Below are 26,255 nucleotides of genomic sequence, written 5' to 3' on the forward strand. Positions count from 1 at the left end.
CACGACGCGCCCGAGGGGCCATGGCGCGAGCCGAAGAGATCCTTTTCAGATCCTGCCCTGCCGAGGTCGCGCAATTTTCCGAACGCCGCCGGCTCCGCGCCAGTCCATTCCACCTTTCGCGCTTATCGAGTCCCGCCCGCGACAGGCCCGTGAAAGTCGACCTCGACGATCCCCAGCCGCCAGCCCGGCGGCACGGCATCGGCGCCGGTGTCGCCCGCCTTGCGCGCGGTGTCGAGCTCGACGATCTTGCCGAAGCCGTCGCGGTCCTCGACCTGGCCGATCTGCTGGATCCGCAGCACGCGTCCAGTCGCAGGTGCGAAGGCGATATTGGCATAGCCGAGCTGGCGTTCGGTCTGGCCCTCCCAGATCACGCGGCCGTCGAGCGTGAGGCGCAGCGGATAGCTGCGCGAACGCCAGCCGACGAGCTTGAGGTCGAGCTCGCTCAGCGTCAGCGGCGCATCGAAGCGATATTCGATCCACGCGGTGTCGGGCCGCCCGTCGCTGGTCCAGCGCGAAAGCTCGTTGTCGTCGATGCTGCGCCCTGCCTCCGCGGCGTTCGATCCTGCCGCAACTGATGCCGGCAGCGCGGTGGTGCGGGTCATCCTGAACGACGGCCCGGAAGGGGTCGGTCCGCGCGTGAGCAACCCGGGCTGGTGATCCTCGGGGAAATCGCCGGAGAGTCCGCCGCGGGCCGCTTTGGGCAGGATCGTCGGGATCGCCAGCGTGACGGTTTTCAATCCGGGCGCGGTCGCGGTGACGCGCACCATGCCCTTCGCGGTCCCGGCGCGCAGCAGCACGCGATTGATCCCCGCCTCGACCGGCAACGTCCGCGCGAGGATGTAATTGTCCTCCCCCCGCGCGGTGCCGGCATATTGCGTCGTCTGATCGGCGCCCGCCGGCTTCGCGGGTTCGGCAGGCCCCGAGGCGGTCGCCGCGCGCGGCGTGCCCGAGGAATCGCCCTGCGCGATGCCGCCGCGCCATTCCGCCGGGCCGTCGAGCGTGAACGCGACCCTCTGGTTCGCGGTCGGCACGCGCCGGCCCTTCGCATCGACCACCTCGACATCGACCAGCGCCAGATCGGCGCCGTCCATGACGAAGCCGCGCGGCGAGAGATGCGGCGTCAGCCGCAGCGCCGCCGGCGCGCCGGTCGTCTCGAGGCGGTGCACGGAGGTGCGTCCATCGGCGTGGGTGGCGACCGCGCGCAGCGTTCCCGGCGCCCATTGCACGTCCTTCCAGCTGAACAGGAAGCCGCTGCTGCGCGTGCCCTTGCCCAGCGAGCGACCGCCCAGAAACAGCTCGACGCTGGCGCCATTCGAGACGACGGTGACGTCCTTGCGGGTGCCCGCGGCGTAATTCCAGTGGCCGATGATGTGCGTCGCGGGCGTCACGCTGTCGACCCAGTCGCTCCACATCACCTTGTGCGCGTAGAACCCCTCTTTGGGTAGCCGCACTGCGTCGACCTCGCCCGAGCGGCGATAGTTGTTGTCGCCGCGAAAATGGGTGTTCGAGTCCGAGAAGATGATGTTGACGCCGCCCGAGCTGACGCGCTTGCCCGTCCCCGGCCGCACCCGATAATAGTCCCACCAGCGCTTCACGTCCTCGATCGCGTGGCTGTCCTGGTTGCGGTTATAGTCGGGCGCATCCTTGTGGAACGGCGGCGTCAGCGCGTCCTGATAGAGCCGTGCGCCTTCGTCGCGCGAATATTCCATCGCCCACATCGGGTGCTTCGCGCTCTTGTTGATGTAGAGCATCTCGCCGCCATATTCGGCGATCTTGCTGTCGAGCATCTCGCGCGATCCGATCGCGCGGCCGCCATGCGGATCCCAGCGATCGCGGATCGCCTTCAGCTCGGCCATGTGCGCCTCGCTGATGCTCTCGTTGCCGCCCTCGTAGAACAGAATCGACGGGTTGTTGCGATTGTAGACGATCGCCGCCTGCATCTGCTCCTTGCGCTGCTCCCAGCGCCGGCCGGTGGTGTCGCTCTCGGCATCGCCCGCGGGCATCGCCTCGATCAGGCCCACCCGGTCCGCCGATTCGACGTCCTGCTTCGATGGAGTGATGTGCATCCAGCGCACCAGATTGCCGCCGCTCTCGACCATCAGCGCGTTCGAGAAATCGCTGATCCATGGCGGCACCGACACGCCGACGGCGGGCCATTCGTTCGAGGTGCGCTGGGCATAGCCGTGCATCTGGAGGACGCGGCCGTTGAGCGTCACCATCCCGTCGGCGAATTTGGTCTGGCGAAAGCCGGTGCGGGTGTCGACGCTGTCGATGACCTTGCCGTTCTCGGTCAGGCTGGTCGTCACCGTGTAGAGATAGCCATAGCCCCAGCTCCACCAGTGGAGCCCCGCGACACGCGCGGCGGCGGCCAGGATGCGCGTCTCGCCCGGCGCCAGCGTCGCGGCTGCGCCATCGAACTTCGCGACGATCTTACCGGCCGGATCGCGCAGCTCGATGCGAAAGCCGATTTGCCGCGCCGCCGCGCCTGCATTGCGCACTTCGGTCTCGGCGTGCACCGTCGCGCTGCGCCGCGCGAGATCGAAGCCGTCGGCCCAGACATATTGGCCGCTGGTCCCCAGCCCCGCCTGGAGCGGCAGCGTCTGATAGACCGGCCCGGTCAGATGCAGCCGCACATTTTTGGTGATGCCGCCATAGTTGACGTTGAAATTGTCGTTGTTCCACTGGAAGCCGCTGCCGGTCGCGCGCTCCTTGTACTTCCAGTCATTGTCGACGCGCACCGCGATCAGATTTTCGCCGGGCTTGAGCGCCGCGCTGATGTCGGCGCCGAACGCCATCGCGCCGCTCTCTGACAGGGCGACCGACTTGCCGTTGACCCACACCTCCGCCGCCTGACGCACGCCCTCGAACTCGAGCAACGCCCGGCCGCCGGCCGCGCCCGCCGGCAGGAGGATGCGCTTGCGATACCAGGTGATGCCGGTCGACAATGCCTTGATGTCGCGCGCGAAGGCCTGCTTCTCGTTGAAGGCGTTGGGAAGCGTGACGCGATTCCAGCCGCGATCGTCGAACCCCTCGCGCTCGGCGCCCGGCTGCTCGCCGATCGCCATCCGCCATTCGGGATTGAGGTTCCAGGTGCGTCGCGGCGAGCTGACCATGGTGGACGCGTCGTGCGCCGGCGCGGGCCCGCCGGCAACGGTCAACAGCGCGGCAAGGGCAAGGCTGGGCGCTCTCAACGGACCTTCTCCTCCTGCGCGCGAAAGAGAAGCTCTCGCCCACGCGTCCCAACGTTCTACTATTTGAACAAATACTACGATATGTGGGCAAAAATGGTCAAGCCATTCGCGACTCGACTCGCGCATTGGCCTTACCAGAGATCGCGCCTCGCTCCTGCGGTTGCTCCAACGCGGCGGAGCTAGCGTCGGCAAATCAGACGCATACCCATTTGCGAGCAGCCTAAGCGACGGAAGCTACGGCGCAAATTGGCCTGTTAGTCAGACTATTGCACCGACGCGAAAAATGAGTAATTCTAAAAGCTGAGTTTACGTGCCACATTTTGGGATGCGGAGCGAGGCACTCCGAAATCCCCAACAAAAGCTGGCCGGACAGGGACATCGGCAAAACCGAGACCTGCCACGACCGGTACGTGAACCACAGGGTGGAGAGGGGAAAACCATGTCTAAACGATCGATTTCGCGCGTCCGTATCGGCGCGACTGCTTCCTGGACGGTGCTGGGGCTGCTCCTCGCCTGTGGCGGCGAAGCGACGGCGCAGACCGCGCCGGATCCCAACGCGCAGGCCGTTCCGGCCGACGATGACCTGGCGCCCGGCGTCTCGCAGAACTACGACGAGGTCGTCGTCGTCGGCTCGCGTGCCAGCCAGCAATCGGCCAATGCACGCAAGAAGAATGCGCGCACCGCGACCGACTCGATCGTCGCCGACGACATCGGCTCCTTCCCCGACCGCAACGTCAACGAAGCGATCTCGCGCATCCCGGGCGTCGCGCTCAGCCGCAACGAGTTCGGCGAGGGCGACGGCGTCGCGGTACGCGGCAATGGCGCCGATCTGACGCGCGTCGAGCTCGACGGGATCGGCGTGCAGAGCACCAACGGCCTCGCGATCGCCTCGGGCCAGGGCCGCAGTGCGGATCTGCGCGAGCTGCCCGCCGAGCTGATCAAGAGCGTCGACGTGGTCAAGGGCTCGACCGCCGACATGACCGAGGGCTCGCTGGGCGGCACGGTCCAGATCAAAACCCGCAGCGGCCTCGATTTCAAGAAGCCCTATTTCTCGCTGCGCGCCGGCGTGGGCCAGAACTCGCTCGGCCGTAACTGGACGCCGGACTTCAACGGCGTCGCCGCGAGCAAATTCCTCGACGATCGACTCGGCGTGATCGTCAGCGGCACTTATTCGAAGATCCAGAACAACGGCCACGGCTTCGAGACCACGACGAGCAACAATCGCGGCTATTCGCGCCTGTTCGACTTCGATCAGTCGCCCGAGAAGACCTTCAGCTTCAATCCCGCCACGGTCGGCACCGATGCCGCCGACGTCGCCTTCGCCAACAGCCGGGCCCCCGACGGCACGACGCTGACCCCGCGCGAGCTGGTCACGCTCGCGGCGGGCGCCACCAGCAAGGCGCAATGTCTGCAGATCTTCCCGGACAACCCGACCGGCAATGGCGGCACGGTCGCCGGGCAGACGCTCGCCAACCAGCGCGCGCAACGCATTCTCGAGCAGCAGACCTGCCTCAATCAGTGGAACGACTATACGCCGTCGCTGATCCGCAACTTCATGAACGAGCAGAACGACACGCGCTATTCGATCGACGCGCGTCTCGATTATCGCCTCACCGACAATCTCACGATCTTCGCCAAGGGCACGATCGCCAACCGCAAGGTTCACGACCAGAATCGGAGCCGCAACCCGGTCTCGCTGTTCAACCAGAATCTCAACGGCACCTTCGTCAACTCGACCAGCGGGTATCCGCTGACCCGCTCGGTCTCGCCCAACGCGCCGGCGGGCTATTATCTGTATGACCCGGCCTATGGCCTCAATGCGGCCAGCACCGGCAGCGGCAGCAGCCTCGTCACCAATCCGGTGCTCGGCAACGTCCTCAACGTCGTTCCGGGCAGCATCAAGGTCGACGGCGCGCACAACGTCACCGAGATGACGTTGACCAACAATTCGGTTGGCATCGACCAGATCGAGAACACGATCGACACCAAAACCAAATATGCGCAGGCGGGCGCCGAATATCGCGGCGACCGGCTCGAGATCGATCTGTGGGGCGGCTACACCAAGGCGACGACGAGCCGCGCCGACATGCGCACCGCGCGCTCCTATGCCTATGGCGACGCGACGCTGACGCTGCAGCCCAACGGCCTTTGGGACATCGCGTTGCCGTCCACCTATGACGAGACCAACCCGAGCAACTTCGTCCAGCTCAATCCGCCGGCCTGCGTCGCGGGGGGCACCAATCCGGCCACCTGCATCGGCCAGCAATCCGCCGCCGCATCGGCGACCAACCCGGGCGGGACGACCCAGTATCTCGTATCGCAGATGCCGCTGGTCACGCCGAACTTCCAGATTCAGTACACGCCGTCGCTCGGCGAATCGACCGAGAAGACGGCCAAGTTCGACCTCGCCTACAAGACCGAGGAGCTGGTCCCCTTCATCTCGCGCATCAAGGTCGGCGCGATGTACCGCAACCAGCAGATCAGCAAATGGGGCAATGGCGGCTACACCGCCTCCTCGGCGATCGGCACCTTCGGCCAGGCCGGTTATGTCCCGGCGGTGATCGTCCCCACCGCAATCGTCCGCGGCAGCTATCGCGCCTGCCAGCCGACCACCGGCTCGTCGGCGGCGGGCGGGCTGTCGTGCAACTACGGCTTCGTCCCGAGCACCAATCCGTCCGCGGTCCGCTCGGGCGTCGACACGCTCACTCCCGATCAGTTGCGTGATCTGTTCGCCCGTACGCTCGAGAGCCCGACCTCGGAATATTTCGGCGATCTGCCGAACCGCGGCAGTCTGCCCCCGGCGTGGCAAGGCATCCGCACCGACGAGCTGTTCGCCGAGCTCGGCGCGGCGCAGTTCATGAACTTCGACTGCCTAAAGCAATGCATGGGCAGCGACGGCCAGATGTACGACCAGCCGGTGACGCGCGCCAATGAGACGATCAAGAACGTCTACGGCATGTTCGACTTCGAGCAGCGCCTGCCCTTCGGCCTCGTGTTCAACGGCAATGCCGGCATTCGCGGCGTGTTCACCAGCACCCAGTCGTCGGGGTTGCAGACGATCGAGGCGATCCGCGTCACCTCGAGCTACAATCCGGCCAATCCGGACGCGGCGGGCGGCTTCTCCACCCAGTCCTTCGCCCGCCCGGTCACCTTCAAGCGCAGCACCACCGACTGGCTGCCCAGCGTCAACCTCAACCTCTGGGGCTTTGACGACCAGGTCGTTTTCCGCCTCTATGGCGCCAAGACGGTGGCACGGCCGAGCATCGACAACCTCATCCCCGGCGGCACCTGCACCGTTGACGAGCGTGACGTTCTCGACACCGCGACCGAGGACAGCTTCGGCTGCCGCGATCGCGTCGGCAATCCCGGCCTCAAGCCGTTCACCGCGTGGAGCTACAACGCCTCGCTCGAATGGTATCCCAACAAGGACACGATCTTCTCGGTCGCTTATGGCAAGCTCGACGTGAAGATCGGCAAGCCGATCGCGGTGACCGTGCTCGAAAAGCCGTTCGAGGGCAGCACCGAGATCGATCCGATCACCGGCGCCCCGCTGGCCGATATCGCCTTCCTCGTTCCGACCTGGGCGAACGGACCGGGCTACAAGCGCAACATCTGGGAATTCTCGGTCAAGACGGCCTACACCTTCTTGCCCTGGTTCCTGAAATATACCGGCGTCGACGCCAACCTCTCGGTCCTCTCGTCGGCGGCGACCAGCGGCCAGCAGGATCCGTTGACCGGCGACGTGATGGCGCCGCCCGACGAGTCCAAATATTATGCCAATGCGTCGCTCTGGTATGACGACGGCAAGCTCAACATGCGCGTGTCCTATCAGTACCGCACGTCGCGCTTCTCGTGCATCACGCCGTGCGGCGGCAACACGACCGACATCAATTATCCGGGCGAGCAATGGACCAATGTCCGCCTCGTTGCGCCGGGCTACAATCCGGGCGTGCCGCGGTTCAATGACTCGAGCACCTTCATCGACGCGAAGATCTCGTACAACGTCACGCGCAACGCCCAGATCTATCTCGAGGGCCGCAACATGACGCGCGAGGCGCAGACGATCTCGACGGGGAGCTATGTGCCCTTCGGCGACGGCACGCCGCGCGTCATGCGGCTGCTCTACGGCGGCCGCCGCATCATGGGCGGCGTCCGCGTCCAGTTCGGCAACTGATCGGCGGCGGGCGCGTCTTCGGGCGCGCCCGCCGGCCTCCGGCGCGGCGACGCGCGGCTCGAAAACCGCGCCGCCCTCCGATATGCTCTGATTTTCGGCCGGGAGGTGTCCGGATGCGCAGCACCTGTATCGCGCTCGCCGGGTTCCGCGCCGTCACCGCCTGCATCGCGCCCGGCCGCTGACATGGCGCTGCCCGACACTCTGTCGCTCCCCTCTCCGCACGATGCGGCGCGCGACCGGCTCGATCGAGCGCCGCTCGGCGCGCTCGAGCTCGCCCGACCGCCGCTCGACGACCTGCCCTATCGCGATTTCGTCCGCGCCCTCCTCGCGCGCCAAGGCTTCAAGCTCGACTTCAACCGGCTGGAGCCCGACGCGGCGCTCGCGCTCGTCTCCGATCAGTTGCTCGGCCCCGCCAGCTTCGTCCGCGCCCGCGCGCTCCTGGCCGAGGAGATCGCGACGCTCGCCGGCTTCGCGTCGCACCTCGCCGGCGGACGCGCATCGATCGCGATCCGCACTTCCTTCGCCCCCGGCGATCTGGTCTGGCACGTCGATCGGGTGCAGGAAGCCCGCGCCGTCCGGCTGCTCTGGCCGATCGGCCGCCCCGCCGGCATGCGCGTCACGCCGGCCGCCAACATCGATCCCGACATCTATCGCGCCTATATGCGCCGCGAGTTCCCGCTGCTCTGCCAGATGGACAGCCGGGTGCTGCGCACCGGCGCACCGGTCGAGACGCTCTGGGCGCACCGCCCCGAACAATTGGCGGCGATGACCTCGGGACGCTTCCCCTTTCTCCTCGACCGCGAAGCGGAATGCGAAGTCACCCCGGGCGCGGCGAGCATTCACCGCGTCCAGACCCCGGCACAGCCGGGCGCATGGCATCGCTCGGCCTGGGCCAACCGCCACGCGCCGGGGATGCAGATCGTGATCACCGCGGCGTCCGATTCATGATCCGTTTCCGCCCGCTCGGGCGCACCGGCCTCAATCTCTCCGAGCTGGCCATCGGCACCGCCGCGCTGCGGAGCGCGGCGCGCGACCCCGGCGAGGCCGGCGCGATGCTGGCGCGCGCGCTCGCGCTCGGCATCAATACGGTCGAAATCGATTCGAGCGACGCCGAAACCGCGACTCTGCTCGGCGACATCCTCCGCCGCGAAGGCGCGCGCCACCGCGTCCATGTGATTGCGCGCGCCGCCTCGCTGGTGCCCTTCGATCTCCCCTCGCCGCATGTCCCCGCCGATCAGGCCTATCCCGGCTGGCACCTTCGTGCCGCGACCGAGGCATTGCTCGGCCGGCTCGGCGTCGAGCGTCTCGCGCTCCAGCAGCTGCACGCCTGGTGCCCCGAATGGCGCGGCGAAGGCGATTGGCGGCAGACGCTCGAAACTCTGCGCGCCGAGGGGAAGATCGCAGGCATCGGCGTGTCGCTGTTCGACCACGATGTCGCGGCGGGACTGGAGATCGTCGCCAGCGGCACGATCGATGCGGTCGAGCTGATGTACAATGTCTTCGATCAGGGCGCGGCGGCGGCGCTGTTCCCGCTCTGCCAGGGGCATGGCGTCGGCGTGGTCGTGCGATCGCCGCTCTATTTCGGCGCGCTCGCCGCCCGCCCGGACGGCGCCATGCCCGGCTTTTCGACCGAAGACTGGCGCACCGCCTATTTCTACGACGCGCATCGCCGCGAGACCGAAGCGCGCGTGCAGCGGCTGGCGCCTGCCGTCGTGGCGCCCGATCGATCGGTTGCCGATCTCGCACTGCGCTTCGCCCTGTCGCACCCCGCGGTATCGACCGTGGCGGTCGGCATGCGGACATGCGCGCAGCTCGAGGCCAATGCCGCGGCGATCCAGCGCGGCCCGCTCGACACCGACAGGCTGGCGGCGCTCGCGGCGCACAAATGGCTTTGCTGACGCGACCGCGCTGTCCCCTGCGACGAAAAGAGCGCGACCGTCGCACGATGCTGTCGCGCGTCCTTATGCGATGCCGCGCGAATCCGCGATCGCCCGATCGTGACCGAGCCTGTCGCGGATTTCACGGTCGATGGCGGCCGCCCGCCGCGGTTACCAGCGCGCCTGGACCGAGACGATCGGGCGCGCGCCGTGGTTCTGCCGGCCGACATTCAGCCGGACGGTGCGCATATTGGGCCGGCGCAGCGTCTCGGCCGTGGTGCAGTTGCCCGCACCCACGGTCCGGCGAACGTTCAGCACCTGCGGAGTGCCGCGCGCGAATTCCACGCGGGCGGTCTCGATACGGACGGCGCGACGCTCGACGCAGAGCCGCACCTGCCGATAGCGATCGGTCCCGCGCACACGGATGATGCCCTGGCTGGAATCGAGGCGAAGCGTGGCGGTGCCCAGCGTGATCCAGCGGCCGCGCTGCGGTTCGGCGGGAACCGCCGTGGCCACCATCGTCAATCCGATCATCAACGCGATACTCTGCACGGCGGTTCTCCCTGTTTTCGCATTCCGGCGGCGATGCGCCGAACGGGATGCGCGGGTTTGTCCCCATGGTCGGCATCCGGGCCGTCCTTGGGGATTGGAACCGAAGGAAATACGAGACGACGATACTGATCGGGTATCGGGACTAATCTCGATACCCCGAGGGACTAGCCCCCATCTATGACGCTTCCCAGGGCCCTGCGGTGCGCCATCGTATCGCCGCCGCCCCCAGCGGGAGTTCGCGATGAACAGCTCCACCCTTCAATCCTCGCCCCTTGCCGGCTTCGACTCACGCGCCGGGCAGCGGCACTGGTTCGTCCTGCTCGGCATCGTGCTGGCGCTGTGCGGGATCTTCGCATTGCTCGCGCCGCTCCTTTCGACGCTCGCCACCACGGTAATCGCCGGCATCGCCGCGGCGATTGCCGGCGTCTCGCAGGTGATCCAGGCGTTTCGCGCACCGGCATGGAAAGGGTTTTTCCTGAACGTATTGCTCGGGTTGATCTATCTCGCGGGTAGCGCGGCCTTCCTGCTGAGCCCGATCACCGGCGCGTTGGCGATCACCTTGCTGCTCGCCTGGCTGCTCTTCGTCACCGGCATTGGCGAGATCATCCTCGGTTTTCGCATCCGGCCCGATCGTGGCTGGCGCTGGCTCATCGTCTCGGGGCTGGTGGCGCTGATCGGCGGTGTCTGGCTCATGCTCCGCCTGCCGATCGCCGGCTTCTTCGTCCCGGGCGTGGCGCTGGGCATCGCGCTGCTCTTCGAAGGCGCCGCCTTCATCGCGATCGGCACCGGCAGCGATGCGGTCGAGGTGCGCGATCGGGAGCAGCGCCGCGAGACCGCCGTCGACGTCCCGCCCACGCCGGCGCCGATCGAGCCGGGCCCCGTCGATCCAGGCACCCCCGGCCCATCCGCGACCGGCTGAACGTCGCGCTGCAATCGGAAAGGAACGTCCGCCATGCGCGATGCCCGGAAGTCCGCGCCCCTGATCGGCCCGGTGTTGCTGGCCGCGGCACTGCTCGGCGCGTGTCGTTCGCAGCCGAACGATCGCGGCCAGCCCCTCCCCACGCCGACCGCGACACCCGGGGCACCCGCCCAGACCTCTGGCGCGCGTCCCGGCGGGACGACCGGTTTCGCCGAACTGGTCGCCCGCGCGGCACCCGCGGTGGTCAGCATCGCCGTCGTGCAGGCATCGCCGGCGCAGCAGAACCCGCTGCTGCGCGATCCCTTCTTCCGGCGCTATTTCGACGTTCCCGATGCCGGGCAGGTGCGGCTCTCGTCGGGATCCGGCGTCATCGTCGACAGCGCGCGCGGGCTGGTGCTGACCAATCATCATGTCGTTGCGGATGCGCGGACGATCGAAGTCGTGCTTCCCGATCAGCGACGCTTCGAGGCCACCCGGCTCGGCAGCGACGCGCCTTCGGACATCGCGCTGCTCCGCCTGCCCGCGGCCAACCTGCCCCAGCTTCCGCTCGGCAATTCCGATGCAGCGCGCGTCGGCGATCAGGTGCTCGCGATCGGCAATCCCTTCGGGCTCGGTCAGACCGTGACTTCGGGTATCATCAGCGCGGTGGGGCGCGGGCTCAGTCGCGAAGGGTTCGAGAGCTACATCCAGACCGATGCATCGATCAATCCGGGCAATTCGGGCGGACCGCTGATCGGCATGGGCGGTACCGTGGTGGGGATCAACAGTGCCTTGTTCGGCCCCGGCGCCAATATCGGCATCGGCTTCGCCGTACCGGCAAACACCGCGCGCTTCGTGATGAACGAGATCCTCCGCCACGGCACCGTCCACCGCGGCCGCCTCGGCGTTACCCTGCTCGACGCCGCCACGCTGGCGGGGGCGAATGCCGATACGCCGGTACGGGGCGCGTTGATCGCCGCGGTCGCGCCGGGATCGGCCGCCGAGCGGGCGGGGCTGCGCCGCGGCGACATTGTCGTCTCGGCGGGCGAACGGGAGACCCCGACCGCCGCCGCGCTACGCGATCTCGTCGGCCGGACCGAAGTGGGCACGCAGCTGGTGCTGCGGGTACGCCGCGGCTCGAATACGCTCGACCTGACGGTGCCGGTCGAGGGCTGACCTACTTCCCGTCCTTGCGATTGCCACGCCAGAACAGCAGCCCGGCGACGATCGCTGCCGAGCCGATCCCCACCGCCGCGCCGATGCCGAGCTGGCGCGAACTCGGGCCCGCGCGCCGCTTCTTCGCGGCTGCCATCTCGCGTACCACCGCTACCGTCTCATTGTCGGGGACAGGATCGTGCGGCGGCTCCTCGATCGGGTAGGGAGACTGGTTTTCGGCGGGGACGGGCGGCTTCCTGCTCATGATCATCCTTCTGATGCGCCATGCTTCAACGAGCCGCTAATGCGGCGGTTGCGTGGTCGGTTGCAAGCGGCCACAAGCCGTGCATGCACCCGGTCTACGCGCAAATGGGCACGACGATCTTCGAGGCGATGTCGGCCCGCGCCCGCGAGACCGGGGCGATCAACCTCGGCCAGGGCTTTGCCGATGATCCCGGCCCGCCGGCGGTGCTCGAAGCCGCGGCGCGCGCGCTGCTCGGGAAATCGAACCAATATCCGCCGATGGCCGGCCTCGCCGAGCTCCGCGAGGCGGTCGCCGACCATTATTGCCGCCACCAGGCGCTCGATCTTGCCGCCGACGAAGTGATCGTCACCTCGGGCGCGACCGAGGCGCTCGCCGCGACCTTGCTCGCGCTGATCTCGCCGGGCGACGAAGTCATCCTCTTCCAGCCGCTCTACGACGCCTATGTCCCGCTCGTCCGCCGCGCCGGCGGCGTGCCCCGTTTCGTCCGGCTCGAGCCGCCGCACTGGAAGATCACCCGCGAAGCCCTCGCCGCCGCGGTGACCCCGCGCACGCGCTTCCTGCTGCTCAACAACCCGCTCAACCCCGCCGCGACGATGGCCAGCGCCGCCGAGCTCGCGATGCTCGCCGATTTCTGCGTCGCGCACGATCTGATCGCGATCTGCGACGAGGTTTGGGAGCATGTCACTTTCGACGGCGCGCGCCATTTGCCGCTGATCGGCTTTCCCGGCATGCGCGAGCGTAGCGTCAAGATCGGCAGCGCCGGCAAGATCTTCGCGCTGACCGGCTTCAAGGTCGGCTGGATGTGCGCCGCCCCGCCGCTCGCGCGCGTCCTCGCCCGCGCGCACCAGTTCCTCACCTTCACCACCCCGCCCAACCTGCAATGGGCGGTTGCCGAGGGTCTCGCGACGCAGGACGCCTGGGTGCAGGATGCGCGCCACCGCTTCGAGCGCGGCCGCGACCGCCTCGCCGCCGGGCTCGCCGACGCCGGCCTCGCGGTGCTGCCCAGCGTCGCGACCTATTTCCTGTCGGTCGATCTTGCCGCGTCGGACATCGCGCTCGACGATGTGGCGTTCTGCGAGCGCCTGATCGAGGCCGGCGTCGTCGCGATCCCGGTCTCGGCCTTCTACGCGGAGGCGCCGGTGACCGGCATCGTGCGCTTCTGTTTCGTCAAGCAGGATGCGACGCTCGACGCGGCGATCGAACGCATCGGCGCGGCCCGGGAAACGCTTGGCCGATAGCCAGCGTCGCTTCGTCGTCGTCGCGGCAACCCTTGCCACCCGAGTCCGTTCGCCGGCCGGGGCAACGAGGAGTTGCAAAAATGCGAACGATCAAAATGTTCATGCAGGGCGCCGGCATCGCGGCGCTGCTGGTCGCGACGCCGACGCTGGCGCAGAGCCGTATCGACCGCGCGCGTACCGCTGTCGCAGAAGCCACCGCCAAGGTCGAGGCCGCCGAGAAGGCCGGCGCGACGACCCATGCATCCGAAACGATGGCCCGTGCGCAGGAATCGCTGCGCGTCGCCCGCGACCAGCTCGCCCGCGACCATCGCGATTCGACGATCAACGAGGCGCGTCGCGCTTCGGGCCTCGCCGATCAGGCGCTCGAGGAAGCCGAGCGCAACAAGACCGCCCAGGCATCGAACGAGCGCGAGCAGCGCCTCGCCGCCGAGGCAGCGGCCAACGCCGCAGCATCGGACGCCGCCGCCGAGCGTGAGCAGCGCGCCGCCGCCGAGAGCGCGGCCGCGCAGGCGCAGAATCAGGCCGCGGCCGCGAGCCAGCAGGCCGCAGCCGCGCAGCAGGCCGCGACGGTAGCCGCCGCGGAGGCCGCTGCCGCCAAGGAATCTAGCACGACGATCACCACCACGACCAGCGCGCCGGCCGCTCGCTCCTATTCGAGCAAGAAGACCACGGTGAAACGTACCGTGCGCAAGCCCGCGACCACCGCCGCGCCGCGCACCACGACGACCACGACGGTCGAGACCAAGAACAACTAGATCCGGTCGAGAACCCCGCGCTCGGTGATGTAGCCCGTCACCAGCCGCGCGGGGGTGACGTCGAAGGCCGGGTTGGCGGCAGGCGAGTCGGTGACCTTCACGGTTGCGATTCCGCCTTCCGCCGGCCCGGTCAGTCGCGTCAGCTCATCGGCGCTGCGTTCCTCGATCGGCACGTCCGCACCCGTCGCGGTGTCCGGATCGAAGGTCGTGTAGGGCAAGGCGACATAGAAGGGCACGCCGTTGTCGGCCGCGGCCAGCGCCTTCAGATAGGTCCCGATCTTGTTGCAGACGTCGCCATTGGCGGTGACGCGATCGGTGCCGACGATGACCGCGTCGACCTTGCCCTGCATCATCAGCAGCCCACCGGCATTGTCGGCGATCACCGTGTGCGGAACGCCGTGATTGGCGAGCTCGAACGCGGTGAGCAGCGCACCCTGGTTGCGCGGCCGCGTCTCGTCGACCCAGACGTGCACCGGAATGCCGGCATCGTGCGCGAGATAGACCGGCGCGGTGGCGGTGCCGTAATCCACCGTCGCCAGCCAGCCGGCATTGCAATGGGTGAGGATGTTGAGCGGGCGATCGGGGTTCTTCGCGTGCAGCGTGCGGAACAGCGCGAGCCCCTGCTCGCCGATCGCACGGCAGAGCGCCGCATCTTCGTCGCAGATCGCATCGGCACGCGCGAGCGCCGCCGTAGCGCGCGCCGCCGCGGGCAGATCGATCACCGCCGCGCGCACCTGATCGAGCGCCCAGCGCAGGTTGACCGCGGTCGGCCGCGTCGCCAGCAGCGTGTCGTAAGCGCGCGCGAGGCTCGCATCGCCCGGATCGGCCGCCAGCGCCATCGCCAGCCCATAGGCCGCGGTCGCGCCGATCATCGGCGCGCCGCGCGTCCACATCTCGCGGATCGCCACCGCGGCGGTATCGGCGCTGCGCAGCTCGACCCAGCGGACTTCCCATGGCAGCAGCCGCTGGTCGAGGATCCGCACGCCTGCGCCGTCGTCGGTGCGCGCAATCGAACGGCGATGCTCGCCCTGCAGGATCATGGCAGCACCGCATCGAGGCTCTGCACATCGCCTCCACCGTCGCGCGCGATCAGTACCGCCCCCAACCCGGCGGCGTGCGCGGCATCGACCTCGGCCTGCACGTCGGAGACGAACAGGAGCGCCGATGGCGGCAGCCCCAGCGCGGCGGCAATCGCGGTATAGGAGGCGCTCTCGCGCTTCGGCCCGCTGGTCGTGTCGAAATAGCCCGCGATCAGCGGCCGGAGATCGCCGGCGATCGAATTGCCGAACAGCTGCTTCTGCGCCGCGATCGATCCCGACGAATAGATGTGCACCGGAATGCCCGCGCCGCGCCAGCGCCGCAGCGCCACCGGCGTGTCGGGATAGACGTGCCCCTCGAGCACACCCTCGGCATAGCCCTGCGCCCAGATCATCCCCTGCAGCGTCTTGAGTGGCGTCGCCTTGCGATCGGCGTCGATCCATTCGAGCAAGGTCGCGACCGGATCGTCACCCGGCACCTCGGCGAGGATCGGCGCCACCGCCTCGCCATGCGCCGCGACGAAATCGCGCAGGTGCGCCCGCGCATAGGGAAACAGCACGTCCGCGACGAACGCGATGCTGCTCGTCGTCCCCTCGATATCGAGGAGAATGGCCTGCGGCACGTCCATGCTCAGACCGGCTCGTGCCGCGGGAAACGATCGGCGATCGCGTCGCCGGTGAAATCGGCCACCCAGCCGGCGGGTTCGATGAACAACCGGATGGCGGTGAAGCGCGGATGCGGCCCCATGTCGAACCAGTGACGCATCCCGGCGGGCACCGAGATCAAGTCCCCCGCCTCGCAGAGCACCGCATGGACATGCGCGTCGTCGCGCAGCATGAACAACCCCGCGCCCTCGACGAAGAAGCGCACCTCATCCTCGCTATGGCGATGCTCGGAGAGGAATTTGGCGCGCAGCGCCGCGCGCTCGGGATGGTCGGGCGTCATCCGGATCACGTCGACCGTGCGATAGCCATTCTCGGCCTGCAATCGCGCGACCTCGGGCGCGAAGGCATCGAGCACCGCCGCCGGATCGGCATCGGCGGGCAACGGCCGCGCCGGCCATTGCTCGAAGCGCACGCCGAGCGGCGCGAGCGCGCCGGCGATGCACGCCGGATCGCGCGTGTCCAGCTTTTGCCCGCCGTCGAGGCTGTAGACGCTGAGCCGGGTCATCGCAGAGCTTCCCTGAAATTCTGCTCGGCGAGCTCGGCCGCGATCAGCCACTCGGTCGCCTCGAGTACGCGTTCGGCCTCATCGAGGTCAGCACCCCAGGCATAGAGGCCGTGGCTGCGGATCAAATAAGCCGGTGCGACGCCCGGCTCGACCAACGCCGAACGCACCGCCGCCTCGATCTCGGCCATGTCCTGGCTGTTGTCGACCATCGGCAGCCGCACCTCGCCCTCGTGCGAGACCACCCCCGGGAAAGCCTTGAGCATCTCGTGCCCGCGAAACACCCATTCCCCGGCCTCGCCTGCCGCGCGGCTGAGGCCCACCGCATGCGGCGAATGGCCGTGCAGCACCGCGCCCGTGCCGGGAAACAGCCGATAGAGCGCGAGATGCAGCGCGGTCTCGGCCGAAGGCCTGCCGGGGGTGAGCCCCCGCCCTGCCGCATCGACGCGCATGATCCCGTCAGGCGTCAGCCGGCCCTTATGCGTGCCCGACACGGTCACCGCAAAGCTGCCGTCGTCGAGCCGCGCCGAATAATTGCCGGCGGTCGCCGGCGCCCAGCCGCGCGCGTCGAGCCGTTGCCCGACCTCGATCAGCATCGGCACTGCCGCGGCGAAGGAAATTCCCGTCATGCCGCTGCTCTAGCCGGCGACTGTGACGGATTGCGGAAAGGCTAGCGCGAGCCGCGCCCCGCCGGCGGCTGGCCCGCGCCCTGGGTCCCGCCGGTTACCCACGAGGCCGGGCGTTCCTCGGCAGGCGGATCGCCGCGCATCGTCAGCACGTCATAGGCCGCGCCTCCCAGATCGCGCGTCTCCGCGGTGAGCACGGGCGCGGAATAGCTGATACCGCCGGGATCGAAGCTGCGCGTATCGGCGGTGAGCAGCGGCGTCACCGGTAGATAGAGCGGCGCATCGACGACATCGTCGACCACGACCACGCGCCCGCCCATCGCAGTCAGATCGTAGAGCGCGCGCGCGAAATCCCGCGGCAGGCGGATGCAGCCATGCGAGGCGGGATAGCCGGGGAGCTGCCCCGCATGGAGCGCGACGCCGCCCCAAGTGAGCCGCTGCATATGCGGCATCGGCGCGTTGCTGTAGAGGTTCGAGCGGTGGAACACCTTCTTCTCGAGGATGGTGAACTCGCCGAGCGGCGTCTCATAGCCCGGCGCGCCGGTCGAGACCGTCGAGACCCCGACCAGCCTTTCGCCCTGATAGACCATCGCCAGCTGCTGCTGGATCGCAATCACGATCTTCACCGGCGCGCTCGCCGTGCCGGTCTTGATCAGCTGCGGCGTATCGAACCAGACCGACTGCCCCGGCTTGAGCCTGGGGAGAGCGGGCTGCGCGGCGTCCACGGGGGATTGCGCCGCCGCCGGCGCCATCGGCACCAGCATCCCCGCCGCCAGCAAGACCAGCACGCGCGCGCCACGAACCATCTCATCGCTCCCCTTGCCGGCACGGGCACCCCGCCCGTCTTAACAAGGTTAACCGATATTTAAGCGCGGTGCGAATCACCTCTCGCCTGCCCCGCGATCCGGCATTTGGTTGCAATCCCCGGGTTTTAACTCGGCGAGATGGGCAATGAATGCGGCGAGTCGCAGGGAATGCGCCCGATGGTCATCCCATATGAAAGGAGAGCTCTGTTATAGCTCGGGGCATAATAGCGGGTAGCAGTACATAGTGACGAAGCATCTCGATACGGCGCAGACGCGCCGCGCGCTGATCAAGTCGGCGCTGGTTATGGCGAGCGGGGCGGTAGTTTCGGCCTGTGCGACGCGTACGATGAACCTGGCGATGCCGGCTGCGCCGCTGCCGGTGCCCAGCCCGGTCGCGCCGATTCCGGCCGCGCCGCAAGTCGCCAGGAGCGGTCCGCGCGTCCCCGGCACGATCCGTCCCGAGCTGTTCAAGCGCGCCGTCGCGGCGCTCGACCGTCATTCGGTCCGCATTCCCTCGCACGATCGCATCGCGATCGCCGATTTCGCCACGCCGTCGTCGCGGGCGCGCTTCCACATCGTGCATCTCGGCAGCGGCGAAGTGCAGAGCTTCCTCGTCGCGCACGGCGTCGGCTCGGATCCCGAGCATACCGGCCTGCTGCACAGCTTCTCGAACGCGATCAATTCGGAGGCGACCAGCGAGGGCGCCTTCCTCACCGCCGATTATTATGTCGGCAAGCACGGCGATTCACAGCGCCTGCTCGGGCTCGACCCGACCAACAACAACGCGTTCGATCGCGCGATCGTGGTCCATTCGGCCTGGTATTCGAACACTGACATGATCGCGAAGCACGGCAAGCTCGGCCGCAGCCAGGGCTGTTTCGCGGTCGGTGAGAACGAGCTAGCCAAGGTGTTCGAGCGCCTCGGCCCGGGCCGGATGATCTATTCCGCCAAGGTCTGATCGCCGCCCGGCCGGCCGGGCCTAGCGAAAGAGCAGGCTTCCGCGCGGCCCGCCGGGATCCTTGCGCAGCAGTGCGATGATCTCCGCCCCGGCGAGTAACACCGGCCCATAGCCATGCGCCGCGCGAACGTGGCGCGGGCGGAAATAATAGAATGCCGGATCGAACCCCATGCCGGTGCCGACGCAGACATCCTCGACCTCGCCCGCGGCGTTGACCTTGGTCGTCACGGCGTTCCACGCGAGCACGGCTACCGGCGCATAGGCCCGGCGATCGAGCCAGCCGCGATTGATCGCGCGCGCAATCGAATAAGCGTAGATCGCGGTGGCCGAGGTCTCGAGATAGCTGTCGGGCCGATCGAGCAACTGGTGCCACAGGCCGGTGCCCGATTGCAGCCGGGCGAGCCCGGCGGCGTGCGCGCGCAGCAGATCGAGAATCGCCGGCCGACCGGGATGGTCTGCGGGCAGCACCTCGAGCAGCTCGACCGTCGCCATGATCGCCCAGCCATTGGCGCGGCCCCAGAAGAAGCTCGGATGCGGGTCCATGCCGTCGACCCAGCCGTGTCGATAGAGCCCCGCCTCCTTGACGAACATCCGCCCGGAGAATTGCAGGATCTGGCGGACGGCGTCGTCGAAATAGCGCCGCTCGCCGGTCAGCGCTCCCATCTGCGCGAGCGCCGGCACGCTCATGTAGAGATCGTCGAGCCACAGGCTGTTGTGCATCGGCACCTCGCGCGCGAGCGTGCCGTCGGACAGCCGGTATTGGTGGTTCGAGATCCAGTCGAGATAGACGTCGATCTGTCCGCGCCCCGCGGTGACGATATTGGCGCGCTGCGCCTTGATCAGCGCGGCGGCCATCGCGCCGCTATCGTCGAGCCTGCCGGGCGCGAGCATCTGGCGGACCGGGGTCTGCTCGCCGGGGGTCCGTTGCTCGCGATAGCGGTTGGCGAGGTCGACCACGGTGCCCAGCCGGTCCGCGACATAGCGCGTGTAGCGCGCATCGCCGGTCACGGCGCCGGCAAGCAGCGCGCCCGAATATGTGACGCCCCATTCATAGCTGGTCAGGCGATAGGCCGAGCGCAGGCGCGCGCCGGGTGCGAGCGGACCGCTGCGCGGCTGTTCCCTGTCGGCGGCGTCGACGAGCGCGGTCGGCGTCTCGCGATCGATATAGCCCAGCACGCGGTCCAGCACTGCCTTGACCTCCGCCTCCGACGGCCTGCCATAGGGCGCGGGATAGGCAGGCTTGAGCCGCGTGGGAGCGTCGGCGACATCGGTCACCGCGTCGCGGTGCATCCCGCCCGCCGGCGCCGAAAGTTGCGCCTGCGCACCGGGAATCGCAGCCATAAACAGCGCCAACTTCAATGGCATGGCTGCAATCAGCTTGGCGGTGCGCGGCATGTTCCCCTCCATTGCTCGCCGGCTCGGGCACCGGTCTTGCCGCGCTGCGCTCAATCTATGGCATGCGGTGCCATATAATGGCACATCACGTCTTGGCCGCAAGCGGAAACGACGTGATCCGCAGCTTGGGCGCGGCATAGGGCATCAGCACGATCCGCTCGGGAGGGCCAACAACTTCCGCCTTCGCCGGTGGCGGCGCGGCGGCATTGTCCTGTTCGGCCCAGTTGGCGACGCGCCGCCCCTGCGTCACCAGCACCACCGGCGGGCTGCGCCGCGAGAAGGGCACCGGCCCGATCGGTCGCTCGACCCGCTCGATCGCCGCGCCCTCGGCAAGCGCGTAGCGCCATTCGCTTTCCGGCAGCACTGCCCAATCGGCGGTGAGCCCGCGATCGCGCAGCTTCTGCCATTTCTCCTCGATCGGCAGCGCGAAGACGAGCGGCCCCTGCTCGACGAAGCTCCCCTCGGGCGTGGAGACACGCTGCGGTGGCGCCGTGAAGGCCAGCTCTATGCGATCGCCGGCACGCCACTCACGCTCGATGCGGGCGAACTGGCCGGGCGTACCTTCAGCCATCGCCTTGCCGTTCACCCGAATGCGCGCGCCCTTTGCCCAGCCGGGGACGCGCAGCGCGATCGGGAAGCGATGCGGCCGCGCCGGATCGACATGGATCACGATCTGCTCGCGGAACGGATAGCCCGTCTCCTCGCGCAGCTTCACCGGCACCCCGGCGACCGTGGTCGCCACTTCGCACGGACCATAGATCGTCGCGGCGAGCCCGCCTTCGGCCGAGGCCATCCACAGGTTCGCGATCAGCTTGGGCCAGCCCTGATGGAAATTGGCGGTGCAGCAGCCGAAATTGGGCTCGAGCCCGAACAGATTGGCCTCGGGGCCGTTGGTCGTCCACGGCCCCTTTTCGTGCGCGCAGCGGATCTGGTTGGGCTGCTGATCATATTGATGCGCCCACATGTCGTCGCTGAAGGTTGCCTGCAGCGCGTTATAGGCGATGCGCTCGATCCGGTCGCCGAGCGCGCCGTCGCCGGTGATCGCCAGCGCCAGCTCGAGCGAGTACATCGCCTCGACGATCGCGCACAGCTCGACGCCCTGGCTCGGGCTGCGCCCGGCGAGATGCTCGTCGGCGGAATAGATGCCGATCGGCAGGCCGTGATAGCGGTCGAGAATCGCCAGCTGGGTGTGGATCGCCTCGCGGTCCTCCGCGCTGCCCGAAACCACCGCCCATACCGGCGATGCCTTCAGCGCCTGCGCATTGTTGACGCCGTGCAGCGACTGCGCATGGTCCGCCAGCCCATTGGCGGTGCCTTCCGCGCCGGTCTTGTCGAGGCCGACCTCCGTTTTGACGGTCTTGGCCCGATAAGGATAGTTCGGCCCGAACAGTCCCTGCCAATCATAGCCCTGTTGCTTGAGCAGCCTGGCCAGCTCGAGCAGCCTTGCATCGCCGGTGCGGTTGTAGAGCCAGATCACCGACACGACCTCGTCCTGCCAGCGCGACCGGCCCCAGTCGCGCAGTGGTCGGCCGGACATTTCCGCCAGCTGGTGATGGAAATAGTTGGTCATCACCGGGATGACGCGCTTGTCGCCGGTCAGCTCGTGATATTGGGTGAGGACCTTGAGCATCACCATGCGCGGCCACCAATCGTCGTTGCTGCGCGGGCCGATCATGCCGTTGGGCGCCGGATTATCGAGCGTCCAGTCGATGAACTTCTGCGCCTTGGCCTTGAGCGGCGCGGAATCGAGCATCCAGGCGAGCGGCACCAGTCCGTCGAGGAAATAGGGACCGCGCTCCCAGCTCTCGCCCTTGCCGCCCAGCCAGCCGCTGTCGGGGCCGAGATCGGGCCAGGTCTCGTCGATCCGCCCGCCCATGCCCGCGGCCTGGATCTCGAGCTGGCGGCGCAGCCACCCCGCCGGCCGGATCGCGCCGACGGGCAGCGCATAGAATGGCTGCGGTGCCAGCGGCGCGCGATTGACCCCCGGCGCGGGCGCATATGCCGGTGTTGCCGGCCTCGCAGCAGCGACCGGCGCGAGGGCGAGCACGCTGCCGAGCGCGGTGCTCCCGGCGAGGAAATGTCTACGATCGGCCCGATAGCTGCGCATGCCTGCCTCTCCATCTAGCTGCGCCCGCGCTGCGTTGTTCGCGTCGTCGGGCACGATTTGCCGTCATTACGGTCGCCGACCCGGTTACTGCTTCGCCCAAAGACAAGCAATTTAGATTATCAATCTGATCACAGATGCCGCGCAACCATCGCTGCCGTGCCGGGTTGGCATCGGCCCCTGCCACGGACTAGGACCATTGCATGATCGAAACGCTTTCGCCGGTCCTTCCCGATGCGGTCGACGCCGCAGCCCCATATGCCGGCCGCGCGCCAGCGCGGATCGCATGCCTGCGGGTCGCCCCGAACATGCTATCGGGGAGGGTGTGATGGCGAAGTCCCACTCCTTTTTCTCGCTCCACCGCCAAGGGATGATCCGCGCGGGCGTGTGCACGCCTTCGGTGACGGTCGGTGATCCTGGGGCGAATGCGGCATCGGCGATCGCGCTGGCGCAGCAAGGCGATGCCGAGGGCGCCGATTTGCTCGTCTTCCCCGAGCTCAACGTCACCACCTATGCGATCGACGACCTGCATCTGCAGGACGCGATCCTCGACGCGACCGAGGCGGGCATCGCCGCGATCGTCGAGGCGAGCGCGAAGCTCAAGCCGGTGCTGCTGGTCGGCGCGGCGCTGCGCCGCAACGGCCGGCTCTACAATTGCGCGCTGGCGATCGCGCGCGGACGCATCCTCGGCGTCGTGCCCAAGCAGTTCCTGCCCAATTACCGCGAATATTATGAGAAGCGCTGGTTCGCCTCGGGGCTCGGCCTCGCCGGGCTCGAGATCACCGTGGCCGGGCAGACCGTGCCGTTCGGCGCCGATCTGATCTTCGCCGCCTCCGATCTCGAGGACTTCGTCCTCCATATCGAGATCTGCGAGGATTATTGGTCCCCCACCCCGCCCTCGACCGACGGGGCGCTCGCCGGCGCGCTGGTGCTGTGCAACCTTTCCGCCTCGAACATCGTGATCGGCAAGGGCCGCGAGCGCGAGCTGCTCTGCGCCTCGCAATCCGCGCGTGCGATCGCCGCCTATCTCTATTCGGCCTCGGGCCCGGGGGAGAGCACGACCGATCTCGCCTGGGACGGCCAGGGATTGATCTACGAGTTCGGCGAGTTGCTCGCGCGCTCCGAGCGCTTCGAGCTCACCACCGAGATCGTCTATGCCGATCTCGATCTGGAACGGCTGCGCCTCGAACGAATGCGCAACGGCACCTTCAACGACAGCGCCCGCTATGCCAACCATCCCGAGATGCGCTTCCGCCGTATCGGCTTCGCCCATCAGCCCGACATGGCCGATCGCGGGCTGGTGCGCCGGCTGCGGCGCTTCCCCTTCGTGCCCAACACCCCGTCGCGGCTCGAGGAGGATTGCTACGAGGCCTTCAACATCCAGGTCGAGGGGCTGCGCAAGCGGCTCGACGCTACCGGCAGCAAGCATCTCGTCATCGGCGTTTCGGGCGGGCTCGATTCGACTCATGCGCTGATCGTGGCGTGCAAGGCGATGGATCGGCTGGGGCGGCCGCGCTCGGAGATACTCGGCTTCACCATGCCCGGCTTCGCCACCGGCGAGGCGACCAAAGCCAACGCCTGGGCGCTGATGCGCGCGCTCGGCGTCTCCGGCGCGGAGATCGACATCCGGCCGTCCGCGCGCCAGATGCTCGCCGATCTCGGCCACCCCTTCGCGGAGGGCGAGCCGGTCTATGACGTGACCTTCGAGAACGTCCAGGCGGGGCTGCGTACCGATTATCTGTTCCGATTGGCCAATCAACGCGAGGGCTTCGTCGTCGGCACCGGCGACTTGTCGGAGCTCGCTCTCGGCTGGTGCACCTATGGCGTCGGCGATCAGATGAGCCATTACGGCGTCAATGCCGGCGTGCCCAAGACGCTGATCCAGTATCTCATCCGCTGGGCGGTGCAGACCGGCCAGTTCACCGGCGACGCCGCTACCACGCTGGACTCGATCCTGAACACCGAGATCTCGCCCGAGCTCGTCCCCGCCGACGCCGAGGGGAAGATGCAAAGCACGCAGGACCGGATCGGCCCGTACGAGCTCCACGATTTCTTCCTCCACTATGTCGTGCGTTACGGCCTGCGCCCGTCGAAGATCGCCTTTCTCGCCTGGCACGCGTGGCGCGATCGCGAGGCGGGGTCGTGGCCGATCGATTTCCCCGAGAGCGGCCGCAACGAATATGACCTCGCGACGATCGCGAAGTGGCTGGAGACCTTCCTGTTCCGCTTCTTCCAGACCAGCCAGTTCAAGCGCTCGGCGCTGCCCAACGGCCCCAAGGTCTCGGCCGGTGGAGCGCTCAGCCCACGCGGCGACTGGCGCGCGCCGTCGGACAGCGTGGCGACGACATGGATCGAGGAGCTGCGCCGCGCGCTGCCCTAACGGTGGAGCAGCCCCGCGACCTTGCGCAGCAATTCCTGCGCCTCGAAGGGCTTCCACAGCACCGCGACCTGCGGACCGGTCACGGCATCGAGCTTGCCCGATTCGGCGAAGCCGGTGACCAGCACCACCGGCATCTCGGGAAATTCGTCGCGCATCTGGCGCACGACATCGGCGCCATTCATCCCGGGCATGGCGAAATCGACGACGAGCAGATCGGGCCGCAATTCGCGCACCAGCGCCATCCCTGCGCCGCCTTCGGCGGCCTCCTCGACGATCGCGCCCGCCGCGGTCAGCGTGTCGCGCAGCGATCCACGAACCTGCGCGTCGTCGTCGACGAGCGCGATCCGGCAACCTGACAGATTGACGCGCGCATCCGAGCGCGCGTCGTCACCCACCACACGCCGGGGCTGGGCGGTCGCGACGCGCAGATACAGCGTGATCGCGCTACCCTTGCCTTCCTCGCTTTCGATCGCGAGCGATCCGCCCGACTGACGCATCACCCCCATCGCCATGGCGAGGCCCATGCCGGTGCCCTTGCCCGGGCCTTTGGTGGTGAAGAACGCATCCGCCGCGCGCCCACGCACCTCCTCCGACATGCCGGTTCCGGTATCCGCCATCGTCAGCGCGACATAATCGCCCGTCGGAAGCCCGGCAGCATCGATCGGGCCGCTGCAGCGCGCGGCCGACACGGTCAGCGTGCCACCCTCTGGCATCGCATCGCGCGCGTTGAAGGCGAGATTGAGCAACGCGAGCTCGAGCTGGAGCGGGTCGACCTCGACGTTGAGCCCCGGATCGATCCGCTCGATGCGCACTTGCCCAAGCGGCGCCACCGCGCGTTCGAGCAGATCCTTGACCCCGCCGACCAGCTCGGCCAGCCGGACCGAATTGAGATCGACGCGCTGCTTGCTCGAGAAAGCGAGCAACTGGCCGGTGAGCGCGCGACCGCGCTCGACCGCGCTGAGCGCGTTCGCGCTCCAGGCGATCACCCGATCCAGATCATCGGGCTTGCGCGCGATCAGCTCGAGATTGCCCGCGACAGCCTGAAGCAGGTTGTTGAAGTCATGGGCGATACCGCCGGTGAGCTGCCCGATCGCTTCGAGCTTTTGCGATTGCAGCAGCGCCGCCTCGAGCTCGCGCCGTTCCGCGACATGCGTTCGAAGCTCTTCGATCGCGGCGTCGCGCTCCGCGATCAGCGCCTCCAGCTCGGTGTTGGCGGCGGTCAGCTGCGCGCGAGACGGCATCGATATCACCTTGGACAGGAGTGGCCAGAGCGCCGCCGCAGTCGCAATCGATGCGGCTGCGGTCAAGGCTTTCAAAGCGGCTTCGATGCCGTAAATCGGATACCAGAGCGTGACGATGGCGAACACATGGAGCAGTCCGCCGGCGAAGAGGAACGCGGCGAAGCAGCGGAACATCCAGCCAAAGGCGAAATCGCGGCGGCGCCGGATCAGTGTCGCCAGCGCCGCGGCGATCGAGAAATAGGCCAGCGCGAGGATCGCATCGCCCGCGACATGGGCCCAGAGCAGATCCGCCCGCCAGGCCATGGATGCCCCATGCGGCGCATAGCTGCCATGCGACAACGCGGCCGTGAGGCTCAGCATGCAAGATCCCTAGTCTACGGCCGGGGCCGCGGAAATAACCTCGTATAATCCTGTTGCTACGCGCTCCCACCTAAG

20 protein-coding genes are annotated in these 26,255 nt (G+C 68.0%); 9 read left to right on the forward strand and 11 right to left on the reverse strand.

The window, feature by feature from the left end; all coding sequences use genetic code 11:
* Nucleotides 1–122 precede the first annotated feature (122 nt).
* Nucleotides 123–3,191 carry a glycoside hydrolase family 2 protein gene (locus tag E5A74_RS03435; protein WP_240699617.1) on the reverse strand — a complete coding sequence of 1,023 codons (3,069 nt, stop codon included), beginning with the start codon at nucleotides 3,189–3,191 and terminating at the stop codon, nucleotides 123–125.
* 439 nt (nucleotides 3,192–3,630) lie between these two features.
* On the opposite strand from E5A74_RS03435, the gene E5A74_RS03440 reads away from it, so the two are divergent.
* The 3 genes from E5A74_RS03440 (at nucleotide 3,631) to E5A74_RS03445 (ending at nucleotide 9,263) form a co-directional block, all read left to right on the forward strand.
* The gene (locus E5A74_RS03440; protein WP_135982836.1) at nucleotides 3,631–7,365 is read left to right on the forward strand and encodes a TonB-dependent receptor; all 3,735 of its coding nucleotides are present in this window, start codon (nucleotides 3,631–3,633) and stop codon (nucleotides 7,363–7,365) included.
* Nucleotides 7,366–7,548: 183 nt separating this feature from the next.
* Nucleotides 7,549–8,313 carry a hypothetical protein gene (locus E5A74_RS20785; RefSeq protein ID WP_166745586.1) on the forward strand — a complete coding sequence of 255 codons (765 nt, stop codon included), beginning with the start codon at nucleotides 7,549–7,551 and terminating at the stop codon, nucleotides 8,311–8,313.
* On the forward strand, nucleotides 8,310–9,263 hold the full coding sequence (locus E5A74_RS03445; protein WP_166745587.1) for an aldo/keto reductase: 954 nt from the start codon (nucleotides 8,310–8,312) through the stop codon (nucleotides 9,261–9,263). Before E5A74_RS20785 ends, E5A74_RS03445 begins: the two co-directional genes overlap by 4 nt.
* 150 nt (nucleotides 9,264–9,413) lie before the next feature.
* Here the strand turns inward: E5A74_RS03445 and E5A74_RS03450 are convergent, their stop codons facing one another.
* On the reverse strand, nucleotides 9,414–9,794 hold the full coding sequence (locus E5A74_RS03450) for a hypothetical protein (RefSeq protein WP_135982838.1): 381 nt from the start codon (nucleotides 9,792–9,794) through the stop codon (nucleotides 9,414–9,416).
* Between the two features lie 241 nt (nucleotides 9,795–10,035).
* Here E5A74_RS03450 and E5A74_RS03455 point away from each other — a divergent pair, with 241 nt between their 5' ends.
* On the forward strand, nucleotides 10,036–10,713 hold the full coding sequence (locus E5A74_RS03455; protein ID WP_135982839.1) for an HdeD family acid-resistance protein: 678 nt from the start codon (nucleotides 10,036–10,038) through the stop codon (nucleotides 10,711–10,713).
* Nucleotides 10,714–10,746: 33 nt separating this feature from the next.
* Nucleotides 10,747–11,868: a trypsin-like peptidase domain-containing protein gene (locus tag E5A74_RS03460; protein WP_135982840.1), complete on the forward strand. Its 1,122-nt coding sequence runs from the start codon at nucleotides 10,747–10,749 to the stop codon at nucleotides 11,866–11,868.
* A 1-nt stretch (nucleotide 11,869) separates the two neighbouring features.
* On the opposite strand, the gene E5A74_RS03465 is transcribed toward E5A74_RS03460, so the two are convergent.
* Nucleotides 11,870–12,112 carry a hypothetical protein gene (locus E5A74_RS03465; protein WP_135982841.1) on the reverse strand — a complete coding sequence of 81 codons (243 nt, stop codon included), beginning with the start codon at nucleotides 12,110–12,112 and terminating at the stop codon, nucleotides 11,870–11,872.
* An 83-nt stretch (nucleotides 12,113–12,195) separates the two neighbouring features.
* Here E5A74_RS03465 and E5A74_RS03470 point away from each other — a divergent pair, with 83 nt between their 5' ends.
* Nucleotides 12,196–13,350, forward strand: coding sequence for an aminotransferase (locus E5A74_RS03470; RefSeq protein WP_135982842.1), 1,155 nt, complete (start codon nucleotides 12,196–12,198; stop codon nucleotides 13,348–13,350).
* Between the two features lie 80 nt (nucleotides 13,351–13,430).
* Nucleotides 13,431–14,105 carry a hypothetical protein gene (locus tag E5A74_RS03475; protein WP_208411682.1) on the forward strand — a complete coding sequence of 225 codons (675 nt, stop codon included), beginning with the start codon at nucleotides 13,431–13,433 and terminating at the stop codon, nucleotides 14,103–14,105.
* Here E5A74_RS03475 and mtnA read toward each other — a convergent pair.
* The 5 genes from mtnA to E5A74_RS03500 are packed head-to-tail and all read right to left on the reverse strand — an operon-like array spanning nucleotide 14,102 to nucleotide 17,742.
* On the reverse strand, nucleotides 14,102–15,145 hold the full coding sequence (mtnA, locus tag E5A74_RS03480; RefSeq protein ID WP_135982843.1) for an S-methyl-5-thioribose-1-phosphate isomerase: 1,044 nt from the start codon (nucleotides 15,143–15,145) through the stop codon (nucleotides 14,102–14,104). The genes E5A74_RS03475 and mtnA overlap by 4 nt on opposite strands.
* A complete protein-coding gene (gene mtnC / locus E5A74_RS03485; protein ID WP_135982844.1) occupies nucleotides 15,142–15,771 on the reverse strand; it encodes an acireductone synthase in 630 nt (209 codons plus the stop codon). Before mtnC ends, mtnA begins: the two co-directional genes overlap by 4 nt.
* A 2-nt stretch (nucleotides 15,772–15,773) precedes the next feature.
* Nucleotides 15,774–16,313, reverse strand: coding sequence for a 1,2-dihydroxy-3-keto-5-methylthiopentene dioxygenase (locus tag E5A74_RS03490; RefSeq protein WP_135982845.1), 540 nt, complete (start codon nucleotides 16,311–16,313; stop codon nucleotides 15,774–15,776).
* Entirely contained in the window at nucleotides 16,310–16,939 is a 630-nt protein-coding gene (gene mtnB / locus E5A74_RS03495; RefSeq protein WP_135982846.1) for a methylthioribulose 1-phosphate dehydratase, read from the reverse strand. Before mtnB ends, E5A74_RS03490 begins: the two co-directional genes overlap by 4 nt.
* A gap of 41 nt (nucleotides 16,940–16,980) precedes the next feature.
* Nucleotides 16,981–17,742 (reverse strand): L,D-transpeptidase family protein, encoded by a 762-nt coding sequence (locus tag E5A74_RS03500; protein ID WP_135982847.1) that lies wholly within the window; start codon nucleotides 17,740–17,742, stop codon nucleotides 16,981–16,983.
* A gap of 304 nt (nucleotides 17,743–18,046) precedes the next feature.
* Between E5A74_RS03500 and E5A74_RS03505 the strand changes: the two genes are divergently transcribed.
* The gene (locus tag E5A74_RS03505) at nucleotides 18,047–18,700 is read left to right on the forward strand and encodes a murein L,D-transpeptidase catalytic domain family protein (protein ID WP_135983192.1); all 654 of its coding nucleotides are present in this window, start codon (nucleotides 18,047–18,049) and stop codon (nucleotides 18,698–18,700) included.
* Nucleotides 18,701–18,721: 21 nt separating this feature from the next.
* Here the strand turns inward: E5A74_RS03505 and E5A74_RS03510 are convergent, their stop codons facing one another.
* Together E5A74_RS03510 and E5A74_RS03515 are read right to left on the reverse strand one after the other, a co-directional pair.
* A complete protein-coding gene (locus E5A74_RS03510) occupies nucleotides 18,722–20,041 on the reverse strand; it encodes a glycoside hydrolase family 88/105 protein (RefSeq protein ID WP_135982848.1) in 1,320 nt (439 codons plus the stop codon).
* A gap of 139 nt (nucleotides 20,042–20,180) precedes the next feature.
* Nucleotides 20,181–22,202, reverse strand: coding sequence for a beta-L-arabinofuranosidase domain-containing protein (locus E5A74_RS03515; protein ID WP_135982849.1), 2,022 nt, complete (start codon nucleotides 22,200–22,202; stop codon nucleotides 20,181–20,183).
* Between the two features lie 325 nt (nucleotides 22,203–22,527).
* Here E5A74_RS03515 and E5A74_RS03520 point away from each other — a divergent pair, with 325 nt between their 5' ends.
* Nucleotides 22,528–24,579 carry an NAD(+) synthase gene (locus E5A74_RS03520; RefSeq protein ID WP_135982850.1) on the forward strand — a complete coding sequence of 684 codons (2,052 nt, stop codon included), beginning with the start codon at nucleotides 22,528–22,530 and terminating at the stop codon, nucleotides 24,577–24,579.
* Here E5A74_RS03520 and E5A74_RS03525 read toward each other — a convergent pair.
* Entirely contained in the window at nucleotides 24,576–26,180 is a 1,605-nt protein-coding gene (locus E5A74_RS03525) for a response regulator (RefSeq protein WP_135982851.1), read from the reverse strand. The two genes, E5A74_RS03520 and E5A74_RS03525, sit on opposite strands and share 4 nt — an antisense overlap.
* Nucleotides 26,181–26,255: the final 75 nt, after the last annotated feature.

Source organism: Sphingomonas naasensis, from assembly GCF_004792695.1.
Classification (GTDB): domain Bacteria; phylum Pseudomonadota; class Alphaproteobacteria; order Sphingomonadales; family Sphingomonadaceae; genus Sphingomonas; species Sphingomonas naasensis.

Coding starts and splice junctions, on each gene's coding strand:
- E5A74_RS03525 (WP_135982851.1), bottom strand. CDS start 26,180: ATGCTGAGCCTCACGGCCGCGTTGTCGCATGGCAGCTATGCGCCGCAT.
- mtnC (WP_135982844.1), bottom strand. CDS start 15,771: ATGGACGTGCCGCAGGCCATTCTCCTCGATATCGAGGGGACGACGAGC.
- E5A74_RS03465 (WP_135982841.1), bottom strand. CDS start 12,112: ATGAGCAGGAAGCCGCCCGTCCCCGCCGAAAACCAGTCTCCCTACCCG.
- E5A74_RS03460 (WP_135982840.1), top strand. CDS start 10,747: ATGCGCGATGCCCGGAAGTCCGCGCCCCTGATCGGCCCGGTGTTGCTG.
- E5A74_RS03520 (WP_135982850.1), top strand. CDS start 22,528: ATGGCGAAGTCCCACTCCTTTTTCTCGCTCCACCGCCAAGGGATGATC.
- E5A74_RS03470 (WP_135982842.1), top strand. CDS start 12,196: ATGCACCCGGTCTACGCGCAAATGGGCACGACGATCTTCGAGGCGATG.
- E5A74_RS03475 (WP_208411682.1), top strand. CDS start 13,431: ATGCGAACGATCAAAATGTTCATGCAGGGCGCCGGCATCGCGGCGCTG.
- E5A74_RS20785 (WP_166745586.1), top strand. CDS start 7,549: ATGGCGCTGCCCGACACTCTGTCGCTCCCCTCTCCGCACGATGCGGCG.
- E5A74_RS03515 (WP_135982849.1), bottom strand. CDS start 22,202: ATGCGCAGCTATCGGGCCGATCGTAGACATTTCCTCGCCGGGAGCACC.
- E5A74_RS03505 (WP_135983192.1), top strand. CDS start 18,047: ATGGCGAGCGGGGCGGTAGTTTCGGCCTGTGCGACGCGTACGATGAAC.
- E5A74_RS03500 (WP_135982847.1), bottom strand. CDS start 17,742: ATGGTTCGTGGCGCGCGCGTGCTGGTCTTGCTGGCGGCGGGGATGCTG.
- E5A74_RS03445 (WP_166745587.1), top strand. CDS start 8,310: ATGATCCGTTTCCGCCCGCTCGGGCGCACCGGCCTCAATCTCTCCGAG.
- E5A74_RS03510 (WP_135982848.1), bottom strand. CDS start 20,041: ATGGCTGCGATTCCCGGTGCGCAGGCGCAACTTTCGGCGCCGGCGGGC.
- mtnB (WP_135982846.1), bottom strand. CDS start 16,939: ATGACGGGAATTTCCTTCGCCGCGGCAGTGCCGATGCTGATCGAGGTC.
- E5A74_RS03440 (WP_135982836.1), top strand. CDS start 3,631: ATGTCTAAACGATCGATTTCGCGCGTCCGTATCGGCGCGACTGCTTCC.
- E5A74_RS03455 (WP_135982839.1), top strand. CDS start 10,036: ATGAACAGCTCCACCCTTCAATCCTCGCCCCTTGCCGGCTTCGACTCA.
- mtnA (WP_135982843.1), bottom strand. CDS start 15,145: ATGATCCTGCAGGGCGAGCATCGCCGTTCGATTGCGCGCACCGACGAC.
- E5A74_RS03490 (WP_135982845.1), bottom strand. CDS start 16,313: ATGACCCGGCTCAGCGTCTACAGCCTCGACGGCGGGCAAAAGCTGGAC.